This is a genomic window from Agromyces sp. Root1464 (genome assembly GCF_001427265.1).
GTDB classification, from domain to species: Bacteria; Actinomycetota; Actinomycetes; order Actinomycetales; family Microbacteriaceae; genus Agromyces; species Agromyces fucosus.
Genome location: NZ_LMFU01000002.1, coordinates 1,093,452 through 1,114,208, shown reverse-complemented (window position 1 = coordinate 1,114,208; position 20,757 = coordinate 1,093,452). Strand labels below are relative to the sequence as shown.

Here is a 20,757-nt window from a genome sequence, read left to right as displayed (position 1 = left end):
CGCGACTAGCCGTCGCCGGGGGCGTTGCCGCCGAGCTTGCCGACGCTGATCGTGATCTGGTCGCCGGGCTTGGCGAAACCGCCGCCCGCCGGGTTCTGCGAGATCACGACGCCCACCTTCGTGGGATCGGCCGTGTTCTCATTCTGGCGCTGCACCTTGAAGCCGGCCTGCTTCAGCGCGGCTTCGGCCTGATCACCCGTCATGCCGACGACGTTCGGCACTCCGGTCATCGAGCCGTTGCTCGTGAAGATGCGGATCGTTGCGCCCTTGCCGGCTTGGCCCGAAGGGTCCGTGCCGCTGACGGTGCCCGCCGGAAGGTTGGAGTCCTGCGGGCCGCCGTCTTCGGCGACGAAGCCTGCGGCCTCGATCGCCTTCTTCGCTGCATCGAGGGAAAGTCCCGCAACCTGCGGAATATCGGCGAGAACCTGTTTGAAGGCCGACTGGTCGGGGGCGGTGAAGTCGGCGCCGCCCCACTTGTTGTCGGCCAGTTCCATGATCGATGGCCAGATGCGGTGGCGGGCGGTCGCAGCGGAACCGCTGTCGAAACTCACGTTTCGAAGGTTCTGACGGCTGTCGCCACCGGTGACGTTGCCGACCCAGACCGCTGTCGAGGCGGTCTTGCTCGCGCCGACCATCCACGTGTCGAATGCGTCGTCCGTGGTTCCGGTCTTTCCGATGTGCTCGACACCCGTACCGGTGTTGGATGCATCGGCGGTGCCACCCTTGAACGTCTGCTGCATGGCGTACTGCATGGAGCGGGCTACTTCGGGGGTGACGGCAGCGGTGCATGTCGATTTCGGCGCTTCGACGGGAGTGCCGTCGCTCTTCGTGATCGACTCGATGGCGATCGGCGTGCAGGCCACACCGTCATTGGCGATTCCGGCGAACGCAGTGGCCATGCTGAGCGGTGCCACCTCTTCGGTGCCGAGCACCGCTGCCGGCTGGAACTCCTCGTTCGGGTCGAGGGCCTGGCTACCGTCAGGATTCAGGACGGGCGTGCCGTCGTCGTTCCACGCGTACCGCTCGCCGAGTCCGAGGCCGTCGGCACGCTTGACTCCGAACGCTTCGGCCGTCTGCTTGATACCGCAGAGGTTCACCTGTTGAGCCATGGCCATGAAGGAGGAGTTCACCGAGTACTTCGTCGCGTCGACGGCGTTGTTCGCAGTACGAGCGTCGTCGTTCCTCGGATTGAAGGACACGTTGATGGTGCCGCCGCTGCAAGCACCGGGGAAGGTCGTGAACGTGCGCCGAGAGCCGTTGAACGACTCGAGAAGCGAGTGTCCCTCTTTTACCCACTCACCCAAGGTGAACACCTTGAAGGTCGAGCCCGGCTGGAACCCACTCGAGCCGCCGTAGTCGAAATCCGTACTGTAGTTCACGGCCGAAGTCGACGGATCTGTCGCGAGTATCTCGTCGGTCTGTGAATACGTCTTGTTCTGCGTCATCGCCAGAATCCGGCCGGTGCCGGGCTGAACGGTCACGGCGGCGGCACCCACATCGAATCGCGAGTCGGTGAACGGGACGTTCTGAGCCATTGCGTCGAGTGCCCGCTGTTGCAGTTCGGGGTCGAGGGTCGTCTGCACCTGCAGGCCGCCCTCTTCGAGCAGTTGAAGCCCCTCGTCGATGTCGGGCGTATCCGGCAGGTCGTAGTAGTTGAGGATCACGTTCTTCACGTAATCGCAGAAGTAGGCGCTGCCCTGCGCCGTCTGGCAGCCGGTGCTCGGTTCCGTGATGACCGGGGTCACCGGAGAGGCGACGGCAGCATCATGGTCCTCCTGCGTGATTTTCCCGTATTTGAGCATCTGGCCGAGGATGTAGTCGCGACGTTCCTTGTTCGCCGCGTACGGTGTCGGCTCGCCCTTTTCGTTGACCGAGGCGACACCGTTCTCGGGGTCATCAGGCTGATCGAGTCGGAATTTCTCGGGGTGGTTGACGATCGCGATCAAGCTCGCGGCTTCGGGCAATGAGACGTTCGCGGCCGACTTGCCGAAATAGTATTGCGAGGCGGACTCGACGCCGTAGACGCGACCGCCGAAGGCGGCGATGTTGAGGTAGCCCTTCAGGATGTCGTTCTTCTCGAACTTCTTCTCGATGGCGATCGCGTACTTCATCTCCTTGAGCTTCCGGGAGATGCCCGCGTTGCCGTCGGATTCAGTCGCGGCAGCGTAGGCGGCGTCCTTCTCTTCCTGGGTCTTCGCTTCGCGGATGCCGTTGTTGATGAGCACGTTCTTCACGTACTGCTGCGTGATCGAAGAACCACCCTGGGTGTCCCCGCCGATGATGAATTCATTCATCACGGCTCGCGTCGTGCCCTGGATGTCGACGCCTGCGTGTTCGTAGAATCGGGGGTCTTCACCGGCGACCGCGGCATCCTTCAAGTACAGGCTCATGGCGTCGAACGAGACCACTTCGCGGTTGTCGCTGAAGAAGGAGGCGAGCAGGGTCTGCGAACCGTCGGCCTGAGTGGCGTAGATGTCGGTCTTCGCAGAGAGCTCTTTGGGCTCGAGGTACCCGGGCAGGTTCTCGAAGATCGAGATGCTGTTGTTCGCCGCCATGCCGGTGACGGCGAGGGCCGGGGTCACGGCGGCGGTGACGAGCACACCTGCGAGAGCGCTCATGCCGACGAAGCCGAGGATTCCGGCGCCGACGTCGCTCATCGTACGTTTTTGGGCAGACATATAGTGGAGCTTAACGGAGAAGGCTGACAAATCCCGCTATGCACGCTGTGCGTCGCAGTGCGGTGAAGGCGCGCCGACGCACGCGATTCCCGCGCTCCGTTCGACACCGCGCACATCCGACGGTCGCGGCCGTCGATGCATGCGACACAGAGACGAGGAACCATGACGACCTGGGAGTACATCACCACCCCGCTGCTCATCCACAACACGGCGGCGATCCTGAACAACTGGGGTTCCGAGGGGTGGGAGCTCGTGCAGATCGTGCAGGGCCCCGAGGGCGGCCTCGTCGCCTACCTGAAGCGCCCCACCGGCGGAGAGTCGTCCGCCGCGGCATCCGCCGGCGCGGCAGCCGCAGCCCAGGCCGCCAAGCAGTTCGAGGGCGAAGCCTGATGGCCGCCGTCGAGGCGCGGCTCGCCGAGCTCGGCATCGAGCTGCCCGATGTCGCTCCGCCCGTCGCCGCCTACGTGCCGGCCGTCGTCACCGGCGCCCACGTCTACACCTCGGGTCAGCTGCCCTTCACCGCGGGCTCGCTGCCCGCGACGGGCAAGGTCGGCGATGGACACGGACTCGTGCCGACCGACGATGCGAAGGCCTACGCCCGCACCGCTGTGCTCAACGCCCTCGCGGCGGTGCGCGCCGAGATCGGTTCGCTCGACCGGGTCACCCGCATCGTGAAGCTCGTCGGCTTCGTGGCATCCGACCCGTCGTTCTCGGGTCAGCCGGGCGTCATCAACGGCGCGTCCGAGCTGCTCGGCGAGGTCTTCGGCGAGGCGGGCCGCCACGCGCGGTCCGCGGTCGGGGTCGCGGTGCTGCCGCTCGACTCGCCCGTCGAGCTCGAACTCGTGGTCGAGTTCGAATAGCAGCAGGCAGCAGGCACGAATGACGGATGCCGCGTCGGGAGCGATCCCGACGCGGCATCCGTCATTTCAGGGCTGGAGGCCGCCCTACTTCACCTGCTCGCTGATGACCTGCATGATCGAGGTGTCGGCGAGCGTCGTCGTGTCGCCGATCTCGCGGCCCTCGGCGAGGTCGCGGAGGAGTCGGCGCATGATCTTGCCTGAGCGCGTCTTCGGCAGCTCGTTGACGATGAACACCTGGCGGGGCCGGGCGATCGCGCCGATCTGCTGCGCGACGTGCTTGCGCAGTTCGTCGCTCGCCGCTGCGACATCGGTCACCTGGTCGGCCTGGCTGGCCTTCAGGATGACGAACGCGACGACGGCCTGGCCGGTCGCCTCGTCGGACGCGCCGACGACCGCGGCCTCGGCCGTCCACGGGTGGGCGACGAGGGAGGACTCGATCTCGGCGGTCGAGAGCCGGTGGCCCGAGACGTTCATGACGTCGTCGACCCGGCCGAGCAGCCAGATGTCACCGTCCTCGTCGCGGCGGGCACCGTCGCCGGCGAAGTACTTGTCGCCGAACTTCTCCCAGTAGGTCTCCTTGAACCGCTCCGGGTCGCCCCAGATGCCGCGGAGCATCGACGGCCACGGCTCCGTGATCGTGAGGAGGCCGCCTCCCTCGCCCTCGATCGGCGTGCCCTCGTCGTCGACGATGTCGATCGAGATGCCGGGCACCGGAACCTGCGCCGAACCGGGCTTCAGGTCGGTGATGCCGGGCAGCGCGGAGATCATGATCGCGCCGGTCTCGGTCTGCCACCACGTGTCGACCACGGGGATGGAGCCGCCGCCGATCACGTGCCGGTACCAGATCCAGGCCTCGGGGTTGATCGGTTCGCCGACCGAGCCGAGGAGTCGCAGCGACCGCACGTTGTAGTCGCGCACGACGTCGCGTCCCTGCTTCATGAAGGAACGGATGGCCGTGGGCGCCGTGTACAGGATCGAGACGCGGTACTTCTCGATGATCTCCCACCAGCGGCCGGGATGCGGCGTGTCTGGCGTGCCCTCGTAGAGCACCTGCGTGGCGCCGTTGGCCAGCGGTCCGTAGACGACGTAGGAGTGGCCGGTGATCCAGCCGACGTCGGCGGTGCACCAGTAGACGTCGCGCTCGGGGTGCAGGTCGAAGACGTTCTTGTGGGTGAACGCCGTCTGGGTGAGGTATCCGCCCGAGGTGTGCAGGATGCCCTTGGGGTTGCCGGTCGTTCCCGAGGTATAGAGGATGAACAGCGGGTGCTCGGCGTTGAAGCCCTGCGCCTCGTGCTCGGCATCGGCCGCGGCGAGCTGCTCGCTCCACGACACGTCGCGCCCGTCGACCCATGCCACGTCGTCGCCGGTGCGGTTCACGACGAGCACCGAGCGCACCGTGGTCTCGGCGGCCTCGATCGCCTCGTCGACCGTGGGCTTCAGCGGGAAGGCCTTGCCCTTGCGGTAGCCGCCGTCGGCGGTGATGACGACCTCGGCCTGGGCGTCGTCGATGCGCGACTGCAGGCTCTTCGAGGAGAATCCGCCGAACACCACCGAGTGGACGGCGCCGATGCGCGCGCACGCGAGCATCGCGATGACGGCCTCGGGGATCATCGGGAGGTAGATAGCGACGCGGTCGCCGGACTGCACGCCGAGCGTGAGGAGGGCGTTGGCCGCGCGCTTGACCTCGGCGGTCAGCTCCGCGTAGGTGATGGAACGGCTGTCGCCCGGCTCGCCCTCGAAGTGGAGCGCGACGCGGTCGCCGAGGCCCGCCTCGACGTGGCGGTCGAGGCAGTTGTACGCGACGTTGAGTTCGCCGTCGTGGAACCACTTGGCGAAGGGCGGGTTCGACCAGTCGAGGGTCTGCGTGAACGGGGTGCTCCAGGTGAGCAGCCCGCGGGCCTGGTCGGCCCAGAATCCGAGCCGGTCGGCCGCGGCGTCTTCGTAGAGATGCTCGTCGGCGACGGCTTGGGCGGCGAACTCGGGGCTCGGGCGGAATCGCCGGATCTCCTCGAGCGCGTGATCGATCTGAACGGTCATGGTTCTTCAGTCGCTCCTTCGCGAGTGTTCTTCGGATGGGTCGCCTGCCCCACGCAGCACACTACCCGCCGCTCCGATCAGGCGCGGAATCGTGGCGTCGTGTAGCGTCGCAGACGGATTTCGCGGCGGAACGGCGCGCGTTCCTGTGTCTAAGCGCAGAGAATTCTGTATGTCGGCACAAATGAGGACAAAAAGTGCTTGCGCATACTTCTACAGGCCGTATGCTGAGTACCGCCCGAACACTCGTTTCGTGGCCTGCAGCGCTCGTGATTCCCCCCAATCCTTGCGCTGCCGAGGCGGCACCTGTTCCCCCCAATGGGTGCCGCCCCCTTTCGTTAACGGGCAGTGCCCGTGTGCACCGCAAACGAGATCGAGTCCTCCTCCACAATGATGTGGGGGAGGCTCTTTCCGTATCAGGGGTCGAACGGATGCCGCAGCGCCGCAGTCGGTTCGTACGCTCGCGACATGACCCTTCCCTTCGTCGCTTCGCCCTCCTGGCAACGTGAACCGCCGGTGCCGCCCGCCATCGAGCGTGCGTTCGGGCCTCGCGTCACCGGGCCCTCGCGTGAAGCCGAGTCGCGCGCCATCGCCGTCGACGCGCTCGAGCCCGCGATGCCGAGTTCCTCGCATGCCGCACCGGTGCAGCAGCATGGCGGCGATCTCTCGCTGCTCGGCCCGCTCGAGGCGTTCGCCGTCGATGGGCCGGTCACCGATCTCTTCGTGAACGGCGACCGCGGACTCTGGATCGACCGTGGCGCCGGAGCCGAGCCCGAACCGGGTTGGGCGGCCGATGAGGCGGAGGTGCGCGCGCTCGCCGTGCAGCTGATCGCTCGCGGCGGGCGCCACATCGACGAGGCGACACCGGCGGTCGACGTGCGACTCGGCGCCGGCATCCGCGTGCACGCCGTGCTGCCACCCGTCTCGGTGAGCGGCACGACGATCTCGGTGCGCGTGCCACGGGCTGGGGGATTCTCGCTCGCGGCGCTCGCGCGGGCCGGGATGGTCGATGAGGCGCAGCGGGAGGTGCTGCGGGACGCGGTCCGTTGCCGCAAGAACCTCCTCGTGACGGGCGCCGGCGGCACCGGGAAGACGACGCTGCTCGCCGCGCTGCTCGCGGAGGCACCCGATCGGGAACGATTGGTCGTCATCGAAGACGTCGCGGAGCTCCAGGTCGATCATCCTCACGTGGTCTCGCTCGAAGCGCGGCAGGCGAACCTCGAGGGCACGGGTCGGGTCGGACTCGACGCACTGCTCAGGGAGGCGCTTCGCATGCGACCCGATCGACTCGTCGTCGGCGAATGTCGGGGCGCCGAGCTCCGCGAACTCCTCGCCGCGCTCAACACCGGGCACGACGGCGGCGCGGGCACGCTGCACGCGAACTCGCTCGCCGACGTCCCAGCACGTCTCGAAGCACTCGGCTCCATCGCCGGTCTCTCTCCCGATGCGCTCGCCCGACAGACGGTGAGCGCGTTCGACCTCGTGCTCCACCTCGACCGAGCCGGCGGTCGGCGCCGCCTCGCGCAGATGGGGCGATTCGAGCAGCGAGGCGACCGGCTCGTCGTCGAGGCGATATGAACGGGCGGATGTCGGCGCCGAGACAGCTGCTCGACCGCGTCACCGGGCGTCGGCGCACCGACCCGGCGGCCGAGGTCGACGCGATCGCCGCCGTCACGGAGCGGCTCGCCGTGCTCCTCGCCGCCGGGGTCCCTGCCCCGAATGCATGGAGCCACGTGGGTGCCGACTCGATGTCGGTCGCCGATGCCGCCGTCCTCGAGACCGCGGCAACGGCGGCGAGAAGCGGCGATCCGGTTGCGCCGGTCATCGTCGAAGGGCTCGCCGACCGCCCGACGACGTCGTCGGCGTGGCCGGTGCTCGCGGCGGCTTGGGCGGTCGCCGCCGAGTCGGGTGCACCACTGGCCGGGAGCCTGCGCGACCTCGCGACGGTATTGCGCGACGAGGCACAGTTGCGACGGGAGGTGCGGTCGGCGCTCGCCGGCCCCGAGGCGAGCGCTCGCCTCGTGATGGCGTTGCCGGCGATCGCGGTGCTGTTCGGCGCGACGCTCGGCTTCGACACGATCGGCGTGCTCTTCGGCAACCCGATCGGGCTCACCTGCCTGGCGCTCGGCCTCGCCATGCTCTGGCTCGGACACCGGTGGAACCGGGCTCTCGCCGAGCGAGCCGGTCGTTCACGCGTCGATGCCGGCCTCGAACTCGAACTGCTCGCGATCGCGATGTCGAGCGGAGTGTCGATCGATCGGGCGCGAGGGTTGACCCGCGACACCATCGTGGCGTTCGTCCCGCATGCCGGGGACGGCGCAGAGGTCGAGGCCGTGCTCGGCCTCGCAGCACGAGCGGGTGCCCCGGTCGCCGAGCTGCTGCGCGCCGAGGCCTTCCGGCTCCGCAGGGCCGCGAGATCGGCGGGCGTCGAGCGGGCGGCCGCGCTCGGCGTGCGACTCATGCTGCCGCTCGGACTCTGCGTGCTTCCGGCGTTCGTACTGCTCGGCGTCGCGCCGCTCATGATCTCGGTCGTCACCGGCACGCTCGGCGGTGCCGTGTGACCCGATCCGATTCGTGCCATTCGAGAGCCGGCCAGCCGGCACCACAGGAGGGAACACCATGCACGTACGATCCGACACCGAACCCCGACGAGAGCGCAAGCGACCCGGGCCGATCTCTCGCCTCGTCAGGCGGATCGTCGTCCGCCTGGCGGGCGAACGGGGAGCCGCGACCGCCGAGTACGCCGTGGCGACGATGGCGGCGGTCGGGTTCGCCGGCCTCCTCGTCATCATCCTCCGCGGCGACGAGGTGCGAGGCATCCTCACCGATCTCGTGCGGAATGCGCTCACGGTCGGCTGACGGCGAACGCGGGAGCGTGACCGCAGAGTTCGCGGTCGCGCTACCCGCCATCGCACTCGTCCTCGCGGCCAGCCTCGCCTCGGTGCAGCTGGCGGGCCAGCAGGTGCGACTGACGGACGCGGCCGCGGACGCGGCCCGCGCGCTCGGTCGTGGCGAGTCGGAAGGCGCAGCGGCGGCCATCGCCGATCGCGTCTCGGGCGGGGCCGGGCTCTCCGCGGCGACCGACGGGCAGTTCGTCTGTGCCACGCTCACCGGTTCCGGCAGCGGGCTGCTCGCTGCGATCGAGTTGCGCGCGGAGTCCTGCGCGGTGACGGGAGGCCGGTGATGGTCCCGCGCCGATCCACCGACCGGCGTCGGGTCGCCGCCGTCGATCGCGCCGGAGATCCCGAGACGGGGGCGGCGTCCGTGGTCGCGGTCGGCATCATCGGGGCGATGACCGCGCTCGCCGTGGCGCTGCTCGTGCTGCTCGGCGTGTTCGTTGCGTCGCAGCGCGCGGCGAACGCCGCCGACGCCGCCGCGCTCGCGGCGGCGGATGCGATGTCTGGCGCCGTCGCCGGTGTGCCGTGCCGGCTCGCCGGTGCCGTCGCTGCTCGCAACGGCGCTCGGCTCGACGCCTGCGAGGGCGATGGTGCCGCCGCATCCGTCACGGTCGTCGTCGAGGCGGTGCCGGGAATCGCGGTCACGGCCTCAGCGAGGGCAGGGCCGCCCGGTTGGGCGGGTCAGCCGTCGGCGCCGCCGTGATCGGCGCGAACTGATCGATCAGTCGAACACGGTCTCGACGAAGCGGTATTCCACCGCCGTCGGTCGGTCGTCTCCCGGTTCTGCGAACTCCATGCCGGCCGCGCGGGAGTACACGTAGTGCTTGCCCTGATCCGTGTTCAGCTCGAGTCGCGGTCGAGGGTCTCCGGACTCGAGGAAGGCGGTGGCCACCGTCTTCCCCTCGAGCGGTCCATCGACCAGCATCGCCGTGTACGAACTCGTCGTTGAGGTGTCCATGATCGCCATTCTCCTCGGCGTGCCGAGAACCGCAAGGGGGCGCGTGGAGCAAGCGGGAACCGGTCCCGTCGTGCCGCGAGTGCGCCTCCTCCCGGCCAGTGTGTGTATGGTGTGGCTGTCGGCGCAGCATTTCGCCGGCTCTGGCACACCGCTCGGGGGCGCGGCATCGAATGTGCGTTCTCGTCCCAATTGTCAACAAAGAGGAGTCTGGTGTCAGGCGCGAAAAAACTGGTCATCGTCGAGTCGCCCACGAAGATGAAGTCGATCGCCCAGTACCTGGGCGACGGTTACGAAGTGCTGTCTTCCGTCGGGCACATCCGCGACCTCATCGAGCCCAAGAACCTGCCGGCAGAGCTGAAGAAGGGCCCGCTCGGCAAGTTCTCCGTCGACGTCGACAACGGCTTCGAGCCGTACTACGTGGTGTCCGACTCCAAGAAGAAGACCGTCGCCGAACTCAAGCGCGCGTTGAAGAATGCCGACGAACTCCTGCTCGCAACCGATGAGGACCGCGAGGGCGAGGCCATCGCGTGGCATCTCCTGCAGGAGCTCAAGCCGAAGGTGCCCGTGCGCCGCATGGTCTTCCACGAGATCACGAAGGACGCCATTCAGAAGGCGAAGGACAACACCCGCGAGCTCGACACGGCACTCGTCGACGCGCAGGAGACCCGGCGCATCCTCGACCGCATCTACGGGTACGAGATCTCGCCGGTGCTCTGGCGCAAGGTCGGCCCCGGCCTCTCCGCCGGCCGTGTGCAGTCGGCGGCCACCCGCCTCGTCGTCGACCGCGAGCGGGAGCGCCTCGCCTTCGTGGCCGCGGGCTACTGGGACCTCGCCGGGCGCTTCTCGGCCGAGGCATCCGACAACGCGACCTCGTTCGAGGCCAAGCTCGTGCGCCTCGGCGGCGAGCGCGTCGCGACCGGCCGCGACTTCGACGACGCCGGAACGCTGAAGAGCAAGGCCGTCGTGCTCGACGAGGCGACCGCGGCCGCTCTCGTCACCGCCCTGTCGGCGGAGAGCGTCTCGCGCACCGTCTCCAAGGTCGAGTCGAAGCCCTACTCCCGCCGCCCGGCCGCACCGTTCACGACCTCGACGCTGCAGCAGGAATCAGCCCGCAAGCTCCGTCTCTCGGCCCGCGACACCATGCGCGTGGCGCAGTCGCTCTACGAGAACGGCTACATCACCTATATGCGCACCGACTCGTCGTCGCTGTCGCAGCAGGCGATCACCGCCGCCCGCACCCAGGCGACCGCGCTGTACGGCGCCGACTCGATCCCCGACAAGCCCCGCGTGTACGCCGGCAAGTCGAAGAACGCGCAGGAGGCGCACGAGGCCATCCGCCCGTCGGGCGAGGTGTTCCGCACCCCCGCCGAACTGCAGAGCGTCCTGCGCGGCAGCGAGTTCAAGCTGTACGACCTCATCTGGAAGCGCACGGTCGCCTCGCAGATGGCCGACGCCAAAGGCCAGACGGCGACGGTCACGATCGAGGTCGGGCCCACGGCGACGGATGCTGCAGCTCCCGCCGAGGCATCCGCACCCGTCGGCGGCACGATCGCCGAGTTCACCGCGAGCGGTACGGTCATCACCTTCCGTGGCTTCCTCGCCGCATATGAGGAGAGCCGTGACGAGGAGCGCAACGCCGACGAGACTCCCGGCGAGGCGAAGCTGCCCCCGCTGAAGGAGGGGCAGTCGCTCGCCATGGCCGACCTCGAGGCCAAGGGCCACGAGACGTCGCCGCCGCCGCGCTACACCGAGGCGAGCCTCGTGAAGCGACTCGAGGAGCTCGGCATCGGCCGTCCTTCGACGTTCGCCTCGATCATCTCGACGATCATGGACCGCGGGTACGTCACCCAGCGAGGCCAGGCGCTCGTGCCGAGCTGGATCGCGTTCTCGGTCGTGCGACTGCTCGAGGAGCACTTCGGCGATCTCGTGGAGTACGACTTCACCGCCGAGATGGAGGACGACCTCGACCACATCGCCGCCGGCGAGGCCGACCGCGTCGACTGGCTCTCGAGCTTCTACTTCGGCTCCGACAAGCACCGGGGCCTGCGCCAGGTCGTCGACAACCTCGGCGAGATCGACGCCCGCGAGATCAACTCGGTGCAGATCGCGCCCGACATCACGCTGCGCATCGGCAAGTACGGCCCGTACCTCGAGATCGTCGAAGAGGGCGCCGCGCCGGACGCGACGCCGCGACGGGTGAACCTGCCCGAGGGCCTCGCCCCCGACGAGCTCACCGAGGCGAAGGCGCGCGAGCTCATCGACGCGCCCGTGCAGGAAGCGCGAGTACTCGGCGTGAACCCCGAGAACGGCAAGGAGGTCGTCGTGAAGGACGGCCGCTTCGGCCCGTACGTCACCGAGCTCGACCCCGAGCCGGCGGCTGCTCCTGAGGCCGAGGCCGCCGAGGCATCCGTCGACCCCGCCACCGGTGAGGTCGTCGACGCGCCGAAGCCGAAGGCCAAGCGCGCCGCGAAGAAGCCCCCGGCCGAGAAGCCGCGCACCGCCTCGCTCTTCAAGAGCATGCAGGTGGCGGAGATCGACTTCGAGACGGCGCTGAAGCTCCTGAACCTGCCGCGCGTCGTCGGGATCGACCCCGAGACCGAGACCGAGATCACCGCACAGAACGGCCGCTACGGCCCGTACCTGAAGAAGGGCACCGACACGCGCACGCTGCCGAGCGAGGACGCGATCTTCGAGATCGGCCTCGACGGCGCGCTGGAGCTCTTCGCCCAGCCGAAGTACGGCGGACGTGCCGCTTCGAGCGCCCTGAAGGAGTTCGACGCCGACCCGGTGAGCGGCAAGCCCATCAAGGTGAAGGACGGCCGATTCGGGCCCTACGTCACCGACGGCACGACGAACGCGACCATCCCGCGCGCCGAGTCGGTCGAGGAGATCACCTTCGAACGCGCCGTCGAACTGTTGCAGATCAAGCGGGACAAGGGTCCGGCTGCGCCGCGGGCGAAGAAGCCAGCCGCGAAGAAGCCCGCTGCGAAGAAGGCGCCTGCGAAGAAGGCCCCTGCCAAGAAGGCGGCGACCGACAAGTGAGCGACGGGCTCTTCATCACCCTCGAGGGCGGCGACGGGTCCGGCAAGACGACTCAGGCCGAGCTGCTCGGCGCCTGGCTCGTCGAGTCCGGAAGGACCGTGGTGCGCACGCGCGAACCCGGTGGCACCGACGTGGGCATCGAGGTGCGCGAGATCGTGCTGCACCACCGCGGCGACATTGCACCCCGCGCCGAGGCGCTGCTCTACGCCGCCGATCGGGCGCATCATGTCGCGACCGTCGTGCGCCCGGCCCTCGCCCGCGGCGAGGTCGTCCTGCAGGACCGCTACATCGACTCGTCGGTCGCCTACCAGGGCGCCGGGCGCGTGCTCGACGCCGAGGCGGTTCGCGGGCTCTCGGTGTGGGCGACGGAAGGGCTGCGGCCCGATCTCACGATCCTGCTCGACCTCGACGCCGCGTCGGCGCGCACGAGGCTCGACGACGCGCGCACGCGCTACGACCGGCTCGAGGCCGAGGCAACCGAGTTCCACGACCGGGTTCGCGGTGCCTACCTCGAGATCGCCGCTGCGGAGCCCGAGCGCTTCCTCGTGGTCGACGCGGCGCAGCCCGTCGAGGAGATCGCCGAGGCGATCCGTGCCCGAGTGGCCGGTCTCCTCTGAGCGCGTCGATCGCATCGTGCGCGTCGGGGGCGTCGAGCGCATCGTCAGCCGCTGACGGTAGCGTTGAACCGTGAGCGTGTGGAGTGAGCTGACGGGGCAGGACGCCGCGATCGCGCTCTTCCGCGCCGCTGCCGAGTCTGCAGGGGCGAGAGCGACCGCCGGCACCGGCACCCAGCAGATGACCCACTCGTGGCTCGTCACGGGCCCTCCGGGCTCCGGGCGTTCGAACCTCGCGTACGCCTTCGCGACGGCGCTCATCTCGGGTGCGCCCGACGGCGACGAGCGAACGCAGGCGCAGGTCGATGCGCGCAGTCACCCCGACCTGCACGTGCTCGCGACCGAGGGCGTCATCATCAAGCGCGACGACGTGCGCGACATCGTGCGCCGCTCGCACTACGCGCCGTCGATCGGCAGGCACCGGGTCATCATCGTCGAAGACGCCGATCGTATGACCGAGCAGACCTCCAACTTCCTCCTCAAGGAGCTCGAGGAGCCGCCGGAGCGCACCGTGTGGATCCTCTGCGCGCCGAGCGAGGCCGACCTCATCCCCACGATCCGGTCGCGCGTGCGTTCGGTGCGGCTCCAGGTTCCGAGCATCGCGGATGTCGCGGCGCTCCTCGAACGCCGCGACGGCGTCGATCCCGTGCGCGCCGAGCGCGCCGCGCGCGAGGCGCAGAGTCACATCGGCATGGCGCATCGGCTGGCCACGAACGAAGAGGCGCGGCGGCGCCGCTCCGAGACGCTCGAGCTCGCGCTCGCGGTGCGCTCGGCATCGGGTGCTGTGGCCACCGCGGCGAGGTTCATCGAGATCGCCGGTGAAGACGCGAAGGCCATCGGCGAGCTTCGCGACGCCGAAGAGCGAGCGAATGCCCTGCACTCGCTCGGCGTCGCGCCGGGTCAGGCGGTGCCGAACGCCCTCCGCCCGCAGCTGAAGGCGCTCGAAGACGACCAGAAGCGCCGCGCGACCCGCAGCCTCCGCGACGGCATCGACCGAATCCTCGTCGATCTCGCGTCGCTCTACCGCGACATCCTGCTTATCCAGCTCGGCGCCGACGTGCCGCTCGTGAACCGCGAGCTCGAGACGGGCATGCAGCGCGCCGCGGCATCCGCTTCGCCTGCTCGCACGCTCGCGACGCTCGACGCGATCCAGCAGGCGCGCACCCGCATCGACGGCAACGTCTCGCCGGCGCTCGCGCTCGAGGCGATGCTCATCTCCGCCATCCGACGAACGACCGAACGAGGGGCCGCATGACCGACACGACCAGCGCACGGCGACGGATGCCGCGTGGCGCGCGCGCGATCGCGATCGTGGGCGCACTCGCCGCGATGCTCGCACTGAGCGGTTGCGTGCCCGAATTCCTGAGCCCGAAGCAGCCGATCTCGACGCCGACCGGTGAAGAGGTCGCCGCCGACCTGGAGCCCTTCTACACGCAGGTGCTCGAGTGGGAACGATGCGGCGACGGTATGGGCTGCGCCACGGCGAAGGCCCCCCTCGACTGGAGCGACCCCTCGGCAGGCGAGACCGAGCTCGCCCTCGTACGCCACGTGGCCACGGGCGACAAGCTCGGCTCCCTGCTCGTGAATCCCGGCGGACCGGGTGGTTCCGGCTACGACTTCGTGATGGACTCCCTCGACTACGCCGTCGGCCAGCCGCTGCAGGATCGGTTCGACGTCGTGGGCTTCGACCCACGCGGCGTCGGCCGGTCGTCGGGGGTCGTCTGCTACGACGCTCCCGAGATGGACGAGTACCTGTACGGCATCACTCCCGGTGTTCGCGGCAGCGACGAGTGGATCGCCGAGGTCGAGACGACCGAGAAGGCCTTCGGCGACGCGTGCGCCGAGAACACCGGGGAGCTCCTCGGCAACGTCGACACCGAGAGCGCGGCACGCGACATGGACCTGCTGCGCGCGATCCTCGGCGACGAGCAGCTCAACTACCTCGGCTTCTCGTACGGAACGTTCCTCGGCGCGACCTATGCCGAGCTCTACCCCGACAAGGTCGGCAAGCTCGTGCTCGACGGTGCGATCGACCCCTCGGCCAGTGAGACCGAGGTGTCCCAGGCGCAGGCCGTCGGATTCGAGAACGCGCTGAAGGCGTACCTCGAGTACTGCCTCTCAGGAAGCGAGTGCCCTTTCGACGGCACCGTCGATGACGCCCTCGACGAGATCAGCGGGCTCCTCGCCTCGGTCGATGCGAGTCCGCTGCGCGGTACCGATGGCCGCCTCGTCGGCGCCGACACGCTGGTGACCGCGATCATCTACCCGCTCTACAGCGCCGATTCGTGGCCGTACCTGGGCGACATGTTCGAGTCCGTCATGTTCGGAGACGCCGACATGGCGCTCGCCTTCGCCGACGGCTACAACGGGCGCAGCGAAGACGGCACCTACCTCGACAATTCGGCCGAGGCGTTCACCGCGGTGAACTGCCTCGACTACACGTACCAGTCCGACGTCGCCGTGATGCGCGAGAAGGCCGCCGCGACGGCGGAGATCGCGCCGGTCATCGGCCCGTACTTCGGGTTCGGCGATCTCGGCTGCGTCAACTGGCCGTACCAGAGCGACGTCGAGCGCGCCGAGATCCACGCGGAGGGCGCCGCGCCGATCCTCGTCATCGGCACCACGGGCGATCCCGCGACGCCCTACGAATGGGCGGTCGCCTTGGCGGAGCAGCTCGAGAGCGGCACGCTCGTCACCTACGAGGGCGAGGGGCACACGGCCTACAACAAGTCGAACCCGTGCGTGAACGACGCCGTCGAGGCCTACTTCATCGACGGCACCGTGCCCTCCAGCGACCCGAAGTGCTGAAGGTGGTCAACGAGGCTCCCGAAACCCGCTAACATGGATTCTCGTGCCAGTCGGTGCGCTTCAGCGCTCCGGATGCCACGCCGCCTTAGCTCAGTCGGCAGAGCGTTTCACTCGTAATGAAAAGGTCGTGGGTTCGATTCCCACAGGCGGCTCCACATCAGGAAGACCCGGAGAGATCCGGGTCTTTCCTCGTTTCAGGCGCGCTGGAACGACCTCGTAGGCAGACGAACGGCCCGGGGTCTCCGGGCCGTTCATCGCGCAGGAGGAAGAGTCAGGCGCTCGTCGACGCTAACCCGCCTTCGCCGGCGCCGCACTGCCCCGAACGGGGGCATGTTCGCACACGGACGGCCCGGGGTCTCCGGGCCGTCCGCATCTCACGCGAGGAAGAGCGCGTGCGGTCGGCGGGTCATTGCAGGGCCGGGCGAAGCGCGACCGCGTAGGCCTGGTACCCGGCGGCGTTGGCATGGAACGAGTCGTTCGAGCGCAGCCAGCTCCAATCGTTGATCCAGGGCGAGCTGCTGCCGATGCCGTGACCCGCGAACGGCGACTCGACATCGACGTACACGGCTCCGGATTGAACGGCTGCCGCTTCGATCGCGTCGTTGAGCGCCGCGGTGCCGGTGTTGACCCGTACAGCCCACTGGTAGCGGGAGGTGGGTGCGAAGAGCAGCGGATAGCCGGTGACGGCGACCCGCGCGCCCGGTGCCTTCGCGATGATCGCCGCGATCGTGTTCCGCACGTTCTGGGCGAGAGTGCCGCTCTGGACGATGGTCTCACCCGCCACGATGTGCGACTCGCACGTGCTGTTCACGAGCACGAAGCAGTTCTGCATCACGTTCGCGAATCCCACGTCATTGCCGCCGACCGTGAGCGTGACGCGCACGGCATTCGCCGGAAGGGCGGGAACCTGCTTCGAGATCACGTCGGCCGTGGTGGCGCCACGGCAGGCGGGTCGAGCGGCGAGGGCGAGGTTCGCATCGGCGTCGAGCAGTGCCGGATACCCCTTCGAACTCGTGTAGCAGGTCGTCTCGAGGTAGCTGCCGGCGCCGAGGCCCGCCGCATAGGAGTCGCCGACCGCCGCATAGGCGAGCTGGGCGGTGCCTCCGCCGTTGCCGTTCCCGCCGCCACCAGGCTTGCCCTTTCCGGTCGTGGCGGCCAGTGCCGGCGAGGCGACCGACCCGAGTGCGACGACGGCCGCGACGACCGCCGCGATGAGTGCGACGCGGCGCCGAGATGCGGCGATCACGGGAGTGCCAGCGCGAAGAGGATCGCGTCGCGATAGGCGGAGTAACCGGCGGCGTTCGGATGGAGGAAGGTGATCGGGTCAGCCGGGTTCTCGCCGAGCCACGAGGCGCCGGAGCCGACTCCGTGGCCAGCGAACAGCCCCGTCACGTCGACGTAGCGGGCATCGATTCCGGATGCCGCGGCGCCTCCGACGCCCGCCTGGATCTGCGAGTTCATCGCGACGGTGAGCAGGTTCACCTGATCGGTCAGCTCGCTGTAGCCGGGCCTGAAGGGAATCGCGTACCCCGTCACCAGGATCTCCGCGCCGGGTGAACGACTCGCGATCGCCCCGACGAGTCCGCCGACATCGATGGCCAGCTGGTCCGTGGAGAGGTACGCCTGCGCGGCCCCGACGGCCGCGAGGCACGCCTCGACCGGTGATGGCGGCGTGCACGCCGCAAGGATTCCGGTCAGGTCGACCTCGTTCGCGCCGACGGTGAGGGTCACGAGCGTCGTGCCGCGGTTCAGCTGCGAGAGTTGGTCGGCCGCGACATCCGCGATCGTCGCCCCGCTGCAGGAGGGGTTCCGCAGCAGGTTCGTGCGCGGAGCCGAGTCGAGCAGGGTCGGGTAGCCGTTCGGGCTGCGGAAGCAGGCGTCGACGTAGCCGCCGGCTCCTTGGCCCGCGGCGACCGAGTCGCCGAGGGCGACGTACTTGGCGACGGCCGATGATGAGGAGGGGGAGGAGGGTGGCGCGGCTGCTGCCGGGCCGGCGATCCCCGCAGGGATGGCCACGAGGGCGATGATGGCCGCGGCGGCGATGCCGGTGACGCGGCCCTTCCAAGCGAGAACAGCCGTCATGACTGAACGTTAGACCTGATCGTGAGGATTCCACATGATCCCCGAACAGGGGGAACGCGCCGGCGCAATAGGCTGTCGTCATGACGGAACGACTGCGGTGGGGCATCCTCGCGACCGGCGGCATCGCGCACGCCTTCGCCAACGACCTGAAGCTCAACGGATTCACCGTGCAGGCGGTCGGGTCGCGCTCGCAGGAGAGTGCTGACGCGTTCGCCGCCGAGTTCGGCATCCCGAACGCGCACGGCAGCTACGAGGCACTCGCCGCCGACCCCGAGGTCGACGTGATCTACGTCTCGACGCCGCACCCGATGCATGCGGCGGGCGCCACGCTCGCGCTCGAGGCGGGCAAGCACGTGCTCGTCGAGAAGGCGTTCACGGTCAACGCAGCCGAGGCGCGTGCCTTGGCGGAGCTCGCCGCCTCCAAGGGCCTGCTCGTGCTCGAGGCGATGTGGACCAGGTACCTGCCGCACATGGCCCGCATCCGCGAGATCATCGCCGAGGGCGTATTGGGCGACCTCCGGACGCTCATCGCGGACCACACGCAGCTGCTCTCCGATGACCCGGCGCACCGCATCAACGCGCTCGAGCTCGGTGGCGGTGCTCTCCTCGACCTCGGCATCTACCCGGTCTCGTTCGCGTGGGACCTCTTCGGTGCGCCGGACACCATCCACGCCTCGGCGACGTTCCGGCCCACGGGCGCCGATGCGCAGATCGCCGTCGTCTTCGGATACGAGGGCGGTCGCATGGCGGTCACGCACTCGGCGAGCGATGCGCAGGGCGCGAACACCGCCGTCGTGCTCGGCACCGAGGCTCGCATCGAGATCGATCACGTCTGGTACACGCCGACGACCTTCCGGGTCGTCGCCGCCGACGGAACCGTGCTCGAGGAGTACCGCTCCGAGGTCACGGGTCGAGGCATGCACTTCCAGGCCGAAGCCGTCGAGCGCCTCGTCGCGGCGGGCACCCTCACCGGCGACCTGCTTCCGATCGACGAAACCGTCGCGATCATGGCGACGCTCGACGAGATCCGTCGACAGATCGGCCTCGCCTACCCGGGCGAATGACCGGCGGCGCCGACCTGTAGGCGATCGGGTGCATTACAGGTTCTCTTGAGGATGACTCCGTAGGATTCCCGGGTGATCGACGAGACGGATGGCGCGGGGGAGACCCCCGACGAGGGCGAGCCCTCGGTCGCGGCCGGCGACCCCTCGATCGCGGACCCCACGCCCGACTCGTCGGACTCCGAGACCGTCGTGCTCACGACCAGCGAGCCCGAAGCGTCGGAGGCTGCCGAACCGGCCGAACCGGCCGAACAGGCCGGGTCGGGCGTGCTCGCCGCGATCGCCGCGTTCGCTCGCAAGCACCGGCTGCCGCTCATGATCGTGGGCGGCGTGGTCGCCTTCGGCCTGATCGGTGCGGGCGCGATGGCGGCCGGCGTCGCGAGCAGCGGAGGGGCTGCGGCATCCGTTGCGGCCGTCACGACGCCGACGCCCACGCCGACCGTCGATGCGGCACGACCGGTGCCCGCAGCGGTCGCGGCAGCTGCCCGTCTCCGCACCTGCTCGGTCGCCGATCGCGCGGCCGACGGGCGCCTCGCGAACTTCCAAGCGCAGGTGATGAACGCCGCGACCGGCGAGGTGCTCTACGACCGTGGCGGCACGACGGCCTCGCGCACCGCGAGCGTCATGAAGGTGCTGACCTCCGCCGCGGCGCTCTCGGTGCTCGGCCCCGACTACCGCACCGCGACGACCGTCGTGAAGGGCGCCGAGCCGGGCTCGGTCGTGCTGGTCGGCGGCGGCGACGCGACCCTCTCCCGCACCCCTGGCGGCACGGAGACCGTGTACCCCGGCGCCGCGCACCTCGATGACCTCGCCGCCCAGGTCGAGGCTGCATGGTCCGCAGATCCGTCGAACCCGCCGCTGACGAAGCTCATCCTCGACGCGAGCTACTTCAGCGGCGACGAGTGGGAGCCGAGCTGGAACCTCAAGGAGCGCGAAGACGGCTACATGTCGAACATCGCCGCGCTCATGGTCGACGGCGATCGCGACAACCCCGGCTCGAACACCTCGTGGCGCAGCGGCGACCCGGTTGCCCGCGCTGGCGACGCGTTCGCGAGCGAGCTCGGCGGCATCAGCGTGATCGAGCGTGGCACCGCTCCGGCGGGCGCCCAGCAGCTCGGGCAGGTGCAGTCGCCGACGGTCGCGCAACTCGTCGACAAGGCGCTCGTCGTCTCCGACAACACGGTCGCCGAGATGCTGGCGCGCCTCGTCGCGATCGAGACGGGCGCCGGCAACTCATTCGGTGCGATCAACGCCGGCGTGCTGCAGGGCCTCGCCGCCTACGGCGTCGACACCACGGGCATCACGATCGTCGACGGCTCCGGCCTGTCCGACAACAACGCCGTGCCGCCCGCGTACCTGACCCGGCTCTTCGTGAAGATCAACGCGCGCGAGGGCAACCTCGGGGTGCTCATGGACGGGTTGCCCGTGTCGGGCCAACGGGGGTCGCTCGGGTACGACGACCGATTCTCGGGCGACAACTCGGTGGCCGACGGCGCGGTCTCGGCGAAGACGGGCTGGATCGACACCGGCTACACACTCTCGGGCGTCGTGCGGGCACAGGACGGCGCCACCCTGACGTTCGCGATCTACGCCCTCGGCGATGTCACCGACGAGGCGAAGCAGGCGATCGACACGCTGACGACGGGCTTCTACCTCTGCGGCGACAACCTCTCGAACCAGTGATCCCGCGGTTCGGCGAGCGACGAGTACCACCCGATGTCGT

At 69.2% G+C, this 20,757-nt stretch carries 18 protein-coding genes and 1 tRNA gene; 14 read left to right on the top strand and 5 right to left on the bottom strand.

Annotation, left to right across the window (positions count from 1 at the left end):
* Positions 1-5 precede the first annotated feature (5 nt).
* Complete coding sequence (locus ASD23_RS10810) at positions 6-2,708, bottom strand: transglycosylase domain-containing protein (RefSeq protein WP_157377064.1); 2,703 nt, start codon at positions 2,706-2,708, stop codon at positions 6-8.
* A 132-nt stretch (positions 2,709-2,840) separates the two neighbouring features.
* Between ASD23_RS10810 and ASD23_RS10805 the strand changes: the two genes are divergently transcribed.
* Entirely contained in the window at positions 2,841-3,068 is a 228-nt protein-coding gene (locus ASD23_RS10805; RefSeq protein WP_056010205.1) for a hypothetical protein, read from the top strand.
* A complete protein-coding gene (locus tag ASD23_RS10800) occupies positions 3,068-3,538 on the top strand; it encodes a RidA family protein (protein ID WP_056010203.1) in 471 nt (156 codons plus the stop codon). Before ASD23_RS10805 ends, ASD23_RS10800 begins: the two co-directional genes overlap by 1 nt.
* Before the next feature lie 84 nt (positions 3,539-3,622).
* Here ASD23_RS10800 and acs read toward each other — a convergent pair whose 3' ends face one another.
* The gene (gene acs / locus ASD23_RS10795; protein WP_056010201.1) at positions 3,623-5,575 is read right to left on the bottom strand and encodes an acetate--CoA ligase; all 1,953 of its coding nucleotides are present in this window, start codon (positions 5,573-5,575) and stop codon (positions 3,623-3,625) included.
* A gap of 465 nt (positions 5,576-6,040) precedes the next feature.
* Here acs and ASD23_RS10790 point away from each other — a divergent pair, with 465 nt between their 5' ends.
* From ASD23_RS10790 to ASD23_RS10770, 5 genes are read left to right on the top strand one after another with little or no spacing between them, the layout of a single operon-like run.
* Positions 6,041-7,150 (top strand): TadA family conjugal transfer-associated ATPase, encoded by a 1,110-nt coding sequence (locus ASD23_RS10790; protein WP_235507713.1) that lies wholly within the window; start codon positions 6,041-6,043, stop codon positions 7,148-7,150.
* Between the two features lie 8 nt (positions 7,151-7,158).
* Positions 7,159-8,133 (top strand): type II secretion system F family protein, encoded by a 975-nt coding sequence (locus ASD23_RS10785; RefSeq protein ID WP_056010198.1) that lies wholly within the window; start codon positions 7,159-7,161, stop codon positions 8,131-8,133.
* 58 nt (positions 8,134-8,191) lie between these two features.
* On the top strand, positions 8,192-8,431 hold the full coding sequence (locus ASD23_RS10780) for a DUF4244 domain-containing protein (protein ID WP_082571370.1): 240 nt from the start codon (positions 8,192-8,194) through the stop codon (positions 8,429-8,431).
* 16 nt (positions 8,432-8,447) lie between these two features.
* Positions 8,448-8,756, top strand: a complete 309-nt coding sequence (locus ASD23_RS10775) for a TadE family type IV pilus minor pilin (RefSeq protein WP_235507712.1) — start codon at positions 8,448-8,450, stop codon at positions 8,754-8,756.
* Positions 8,756-9,172: an Rv3654c family TadE-like protein gene (locus ASD23_RS10770; RefSeq protein WP_082571369.1), complete on the top strand. Its 417-nt coding sequence runs from the start codon at positions 8,756-8,758 to the stop codon at positions 9,170-9,172. Before ASD23_RS10775 ends, ASD23_RS10770 begins: the two co-directional genes overlap by 1 nt.
* 18 nt (positions 9,173-9,190) lie before the next feature.
* Here the strand turns inward: ASD23_RS10770 and ASD23_RS10765 are convergent, their stop codons facing one another.
* The gene (locus ASD23_RS10765; protein WP_056012954.1) at positions 9,191-9,427 is read right to left on the bottom strand and encodes a hypothetical protein; all 237 of its coding nucleotides are present in this window, start codon (positions 9,425-9,427) and stop codon (positions 9,191-9,193) included.
* A 210-nt stretch (positions 9,428-9,637) separates the two neighbouring features.
* Here ASD23_RS10765 and topA point away from each other — a divergent pair, with 210 nt between their 5' ends.
* The 5 genes from topA (at position 9,638) to ASD23_RS10740 (ending at position 16,046) form a co-directional block, all read left to right on the top strand.
* The gene (topA, locus tag ASD23_RS10760; protein WP_082571368.1) at positions 9,638-12,469 is read left to right on the top strand and encodes a type I DNA topoisomerase; all 2,832 of its coding nucleotides are present in this window, start codon (positions 9,638-9,640) and stop codon (positions 12,467-12,469) included.
* Positions 12,466-13,086, top strand: coding sequence for a dTMP kinase (gene tmk, locus ASD23_RS10755; protein ID WP_056010192.1), 621 nt, complete (start codon positions 12,466-12,468; stop codon positions 13,084-13,086). Before topA ends, tmk begins: the two co-directional genes overlap by 4 nt.
* A gap of 70 nt (positions 13,087-13,156) precedes the next feature.
* Positions 13,157-14,338, top strand: coding sequence for a DNA polymerase III subunit delta' (locus ASD23_RS10750; protein ID WP_056010190.1), 1,182 nt, complete (start codon positions 13,157-13,159; stop codon positions 14,336-14,338).
* Complete coding sequence (locus ASD23_RS10745) at positions 14,335-15,891, top strand: alpha/beta hydrolase (RefSeq protein WP_056010188.1); 1,557 nt, start codon at positions 14,335-14,337, stop codon at positions 15,889-15,891. Before ASD23_RS10750 ends, ASD23_RS10745 begins: the two co-directional genes overlap by 4 nt.
* Positions 15,892-15,970: 79 nt before the next feature.
* Positions 15,971-16,046, top strand: a tRNA-Thr gene (locus tag ASD23_RS10740).
* A gap of 251 nt (positions 16,047-16,297) precedes the next feature.
* Here the strand turns inward: ASD23_RS10740 and ASD23_RS10735 are convergent.
* On the bottom strand, positions 16,298-17,137 hold the full coding sequence (locus tag ASD23_RS10735) for an SGNH/GDSL hydrolase family protein (protein WP_056010186.1): 840 nt from the start codon (positions 17,135-17,137) through the stop codon (positions 16,298-16,300).
* Positions 17,134-17,973 carry an SGNH/GDSL hydrolase family protein gene (locus tag ASD23_RS10730; protein WP_056010183.1) on the bottom strand — a complete coding sequence of 280 codons (840 nt, stop codon included), beginning with the start codon at positions 17,971-17,973 and terminating at the stop codon, positions 17,134-17,136. The genes ASD23_RS10735 and ASD23_RS10730 overlap by 4 nt, the downstream gene beginning before the upstream one ends.
* An 80-nt stretch (positions 17,974-18,053) precedes the next feature.
* Between ASD23_RS10730 and ASD23_RS10725 the strand changes: the two genes are divergently transcribed.
* Both ASD23_RS10725 and ASD23_RS10720 read left to right on the top strand, forming a co-directional pair.
* Entirely contained in the window at positions 18,054-19,037 is a 984-nt protein-coding gene (locus ASD23_RS10725; RefSeq protein WP_056010181.1) for a Gfo/Idh/MocA family protein, read from the top strand.
* A gap of 72 nt (positions 19,038-19,109) precedes the next feature.
* Complete coding sequence (locus tag ASD23_RS10720) at positions 19,110-20,717, top strand: D-alanyl-D-alanine carboxypeptidase/D-alanyl-D-alanine-endopeptidase (RefSeq protein WP_235507711.1); 1,608 nt, start codon at positions 19,110-19,112, stop codon at positions 20,715-20,717.
* Positions 20,718-20,757 lie beyond the last annotated feature (40 nt).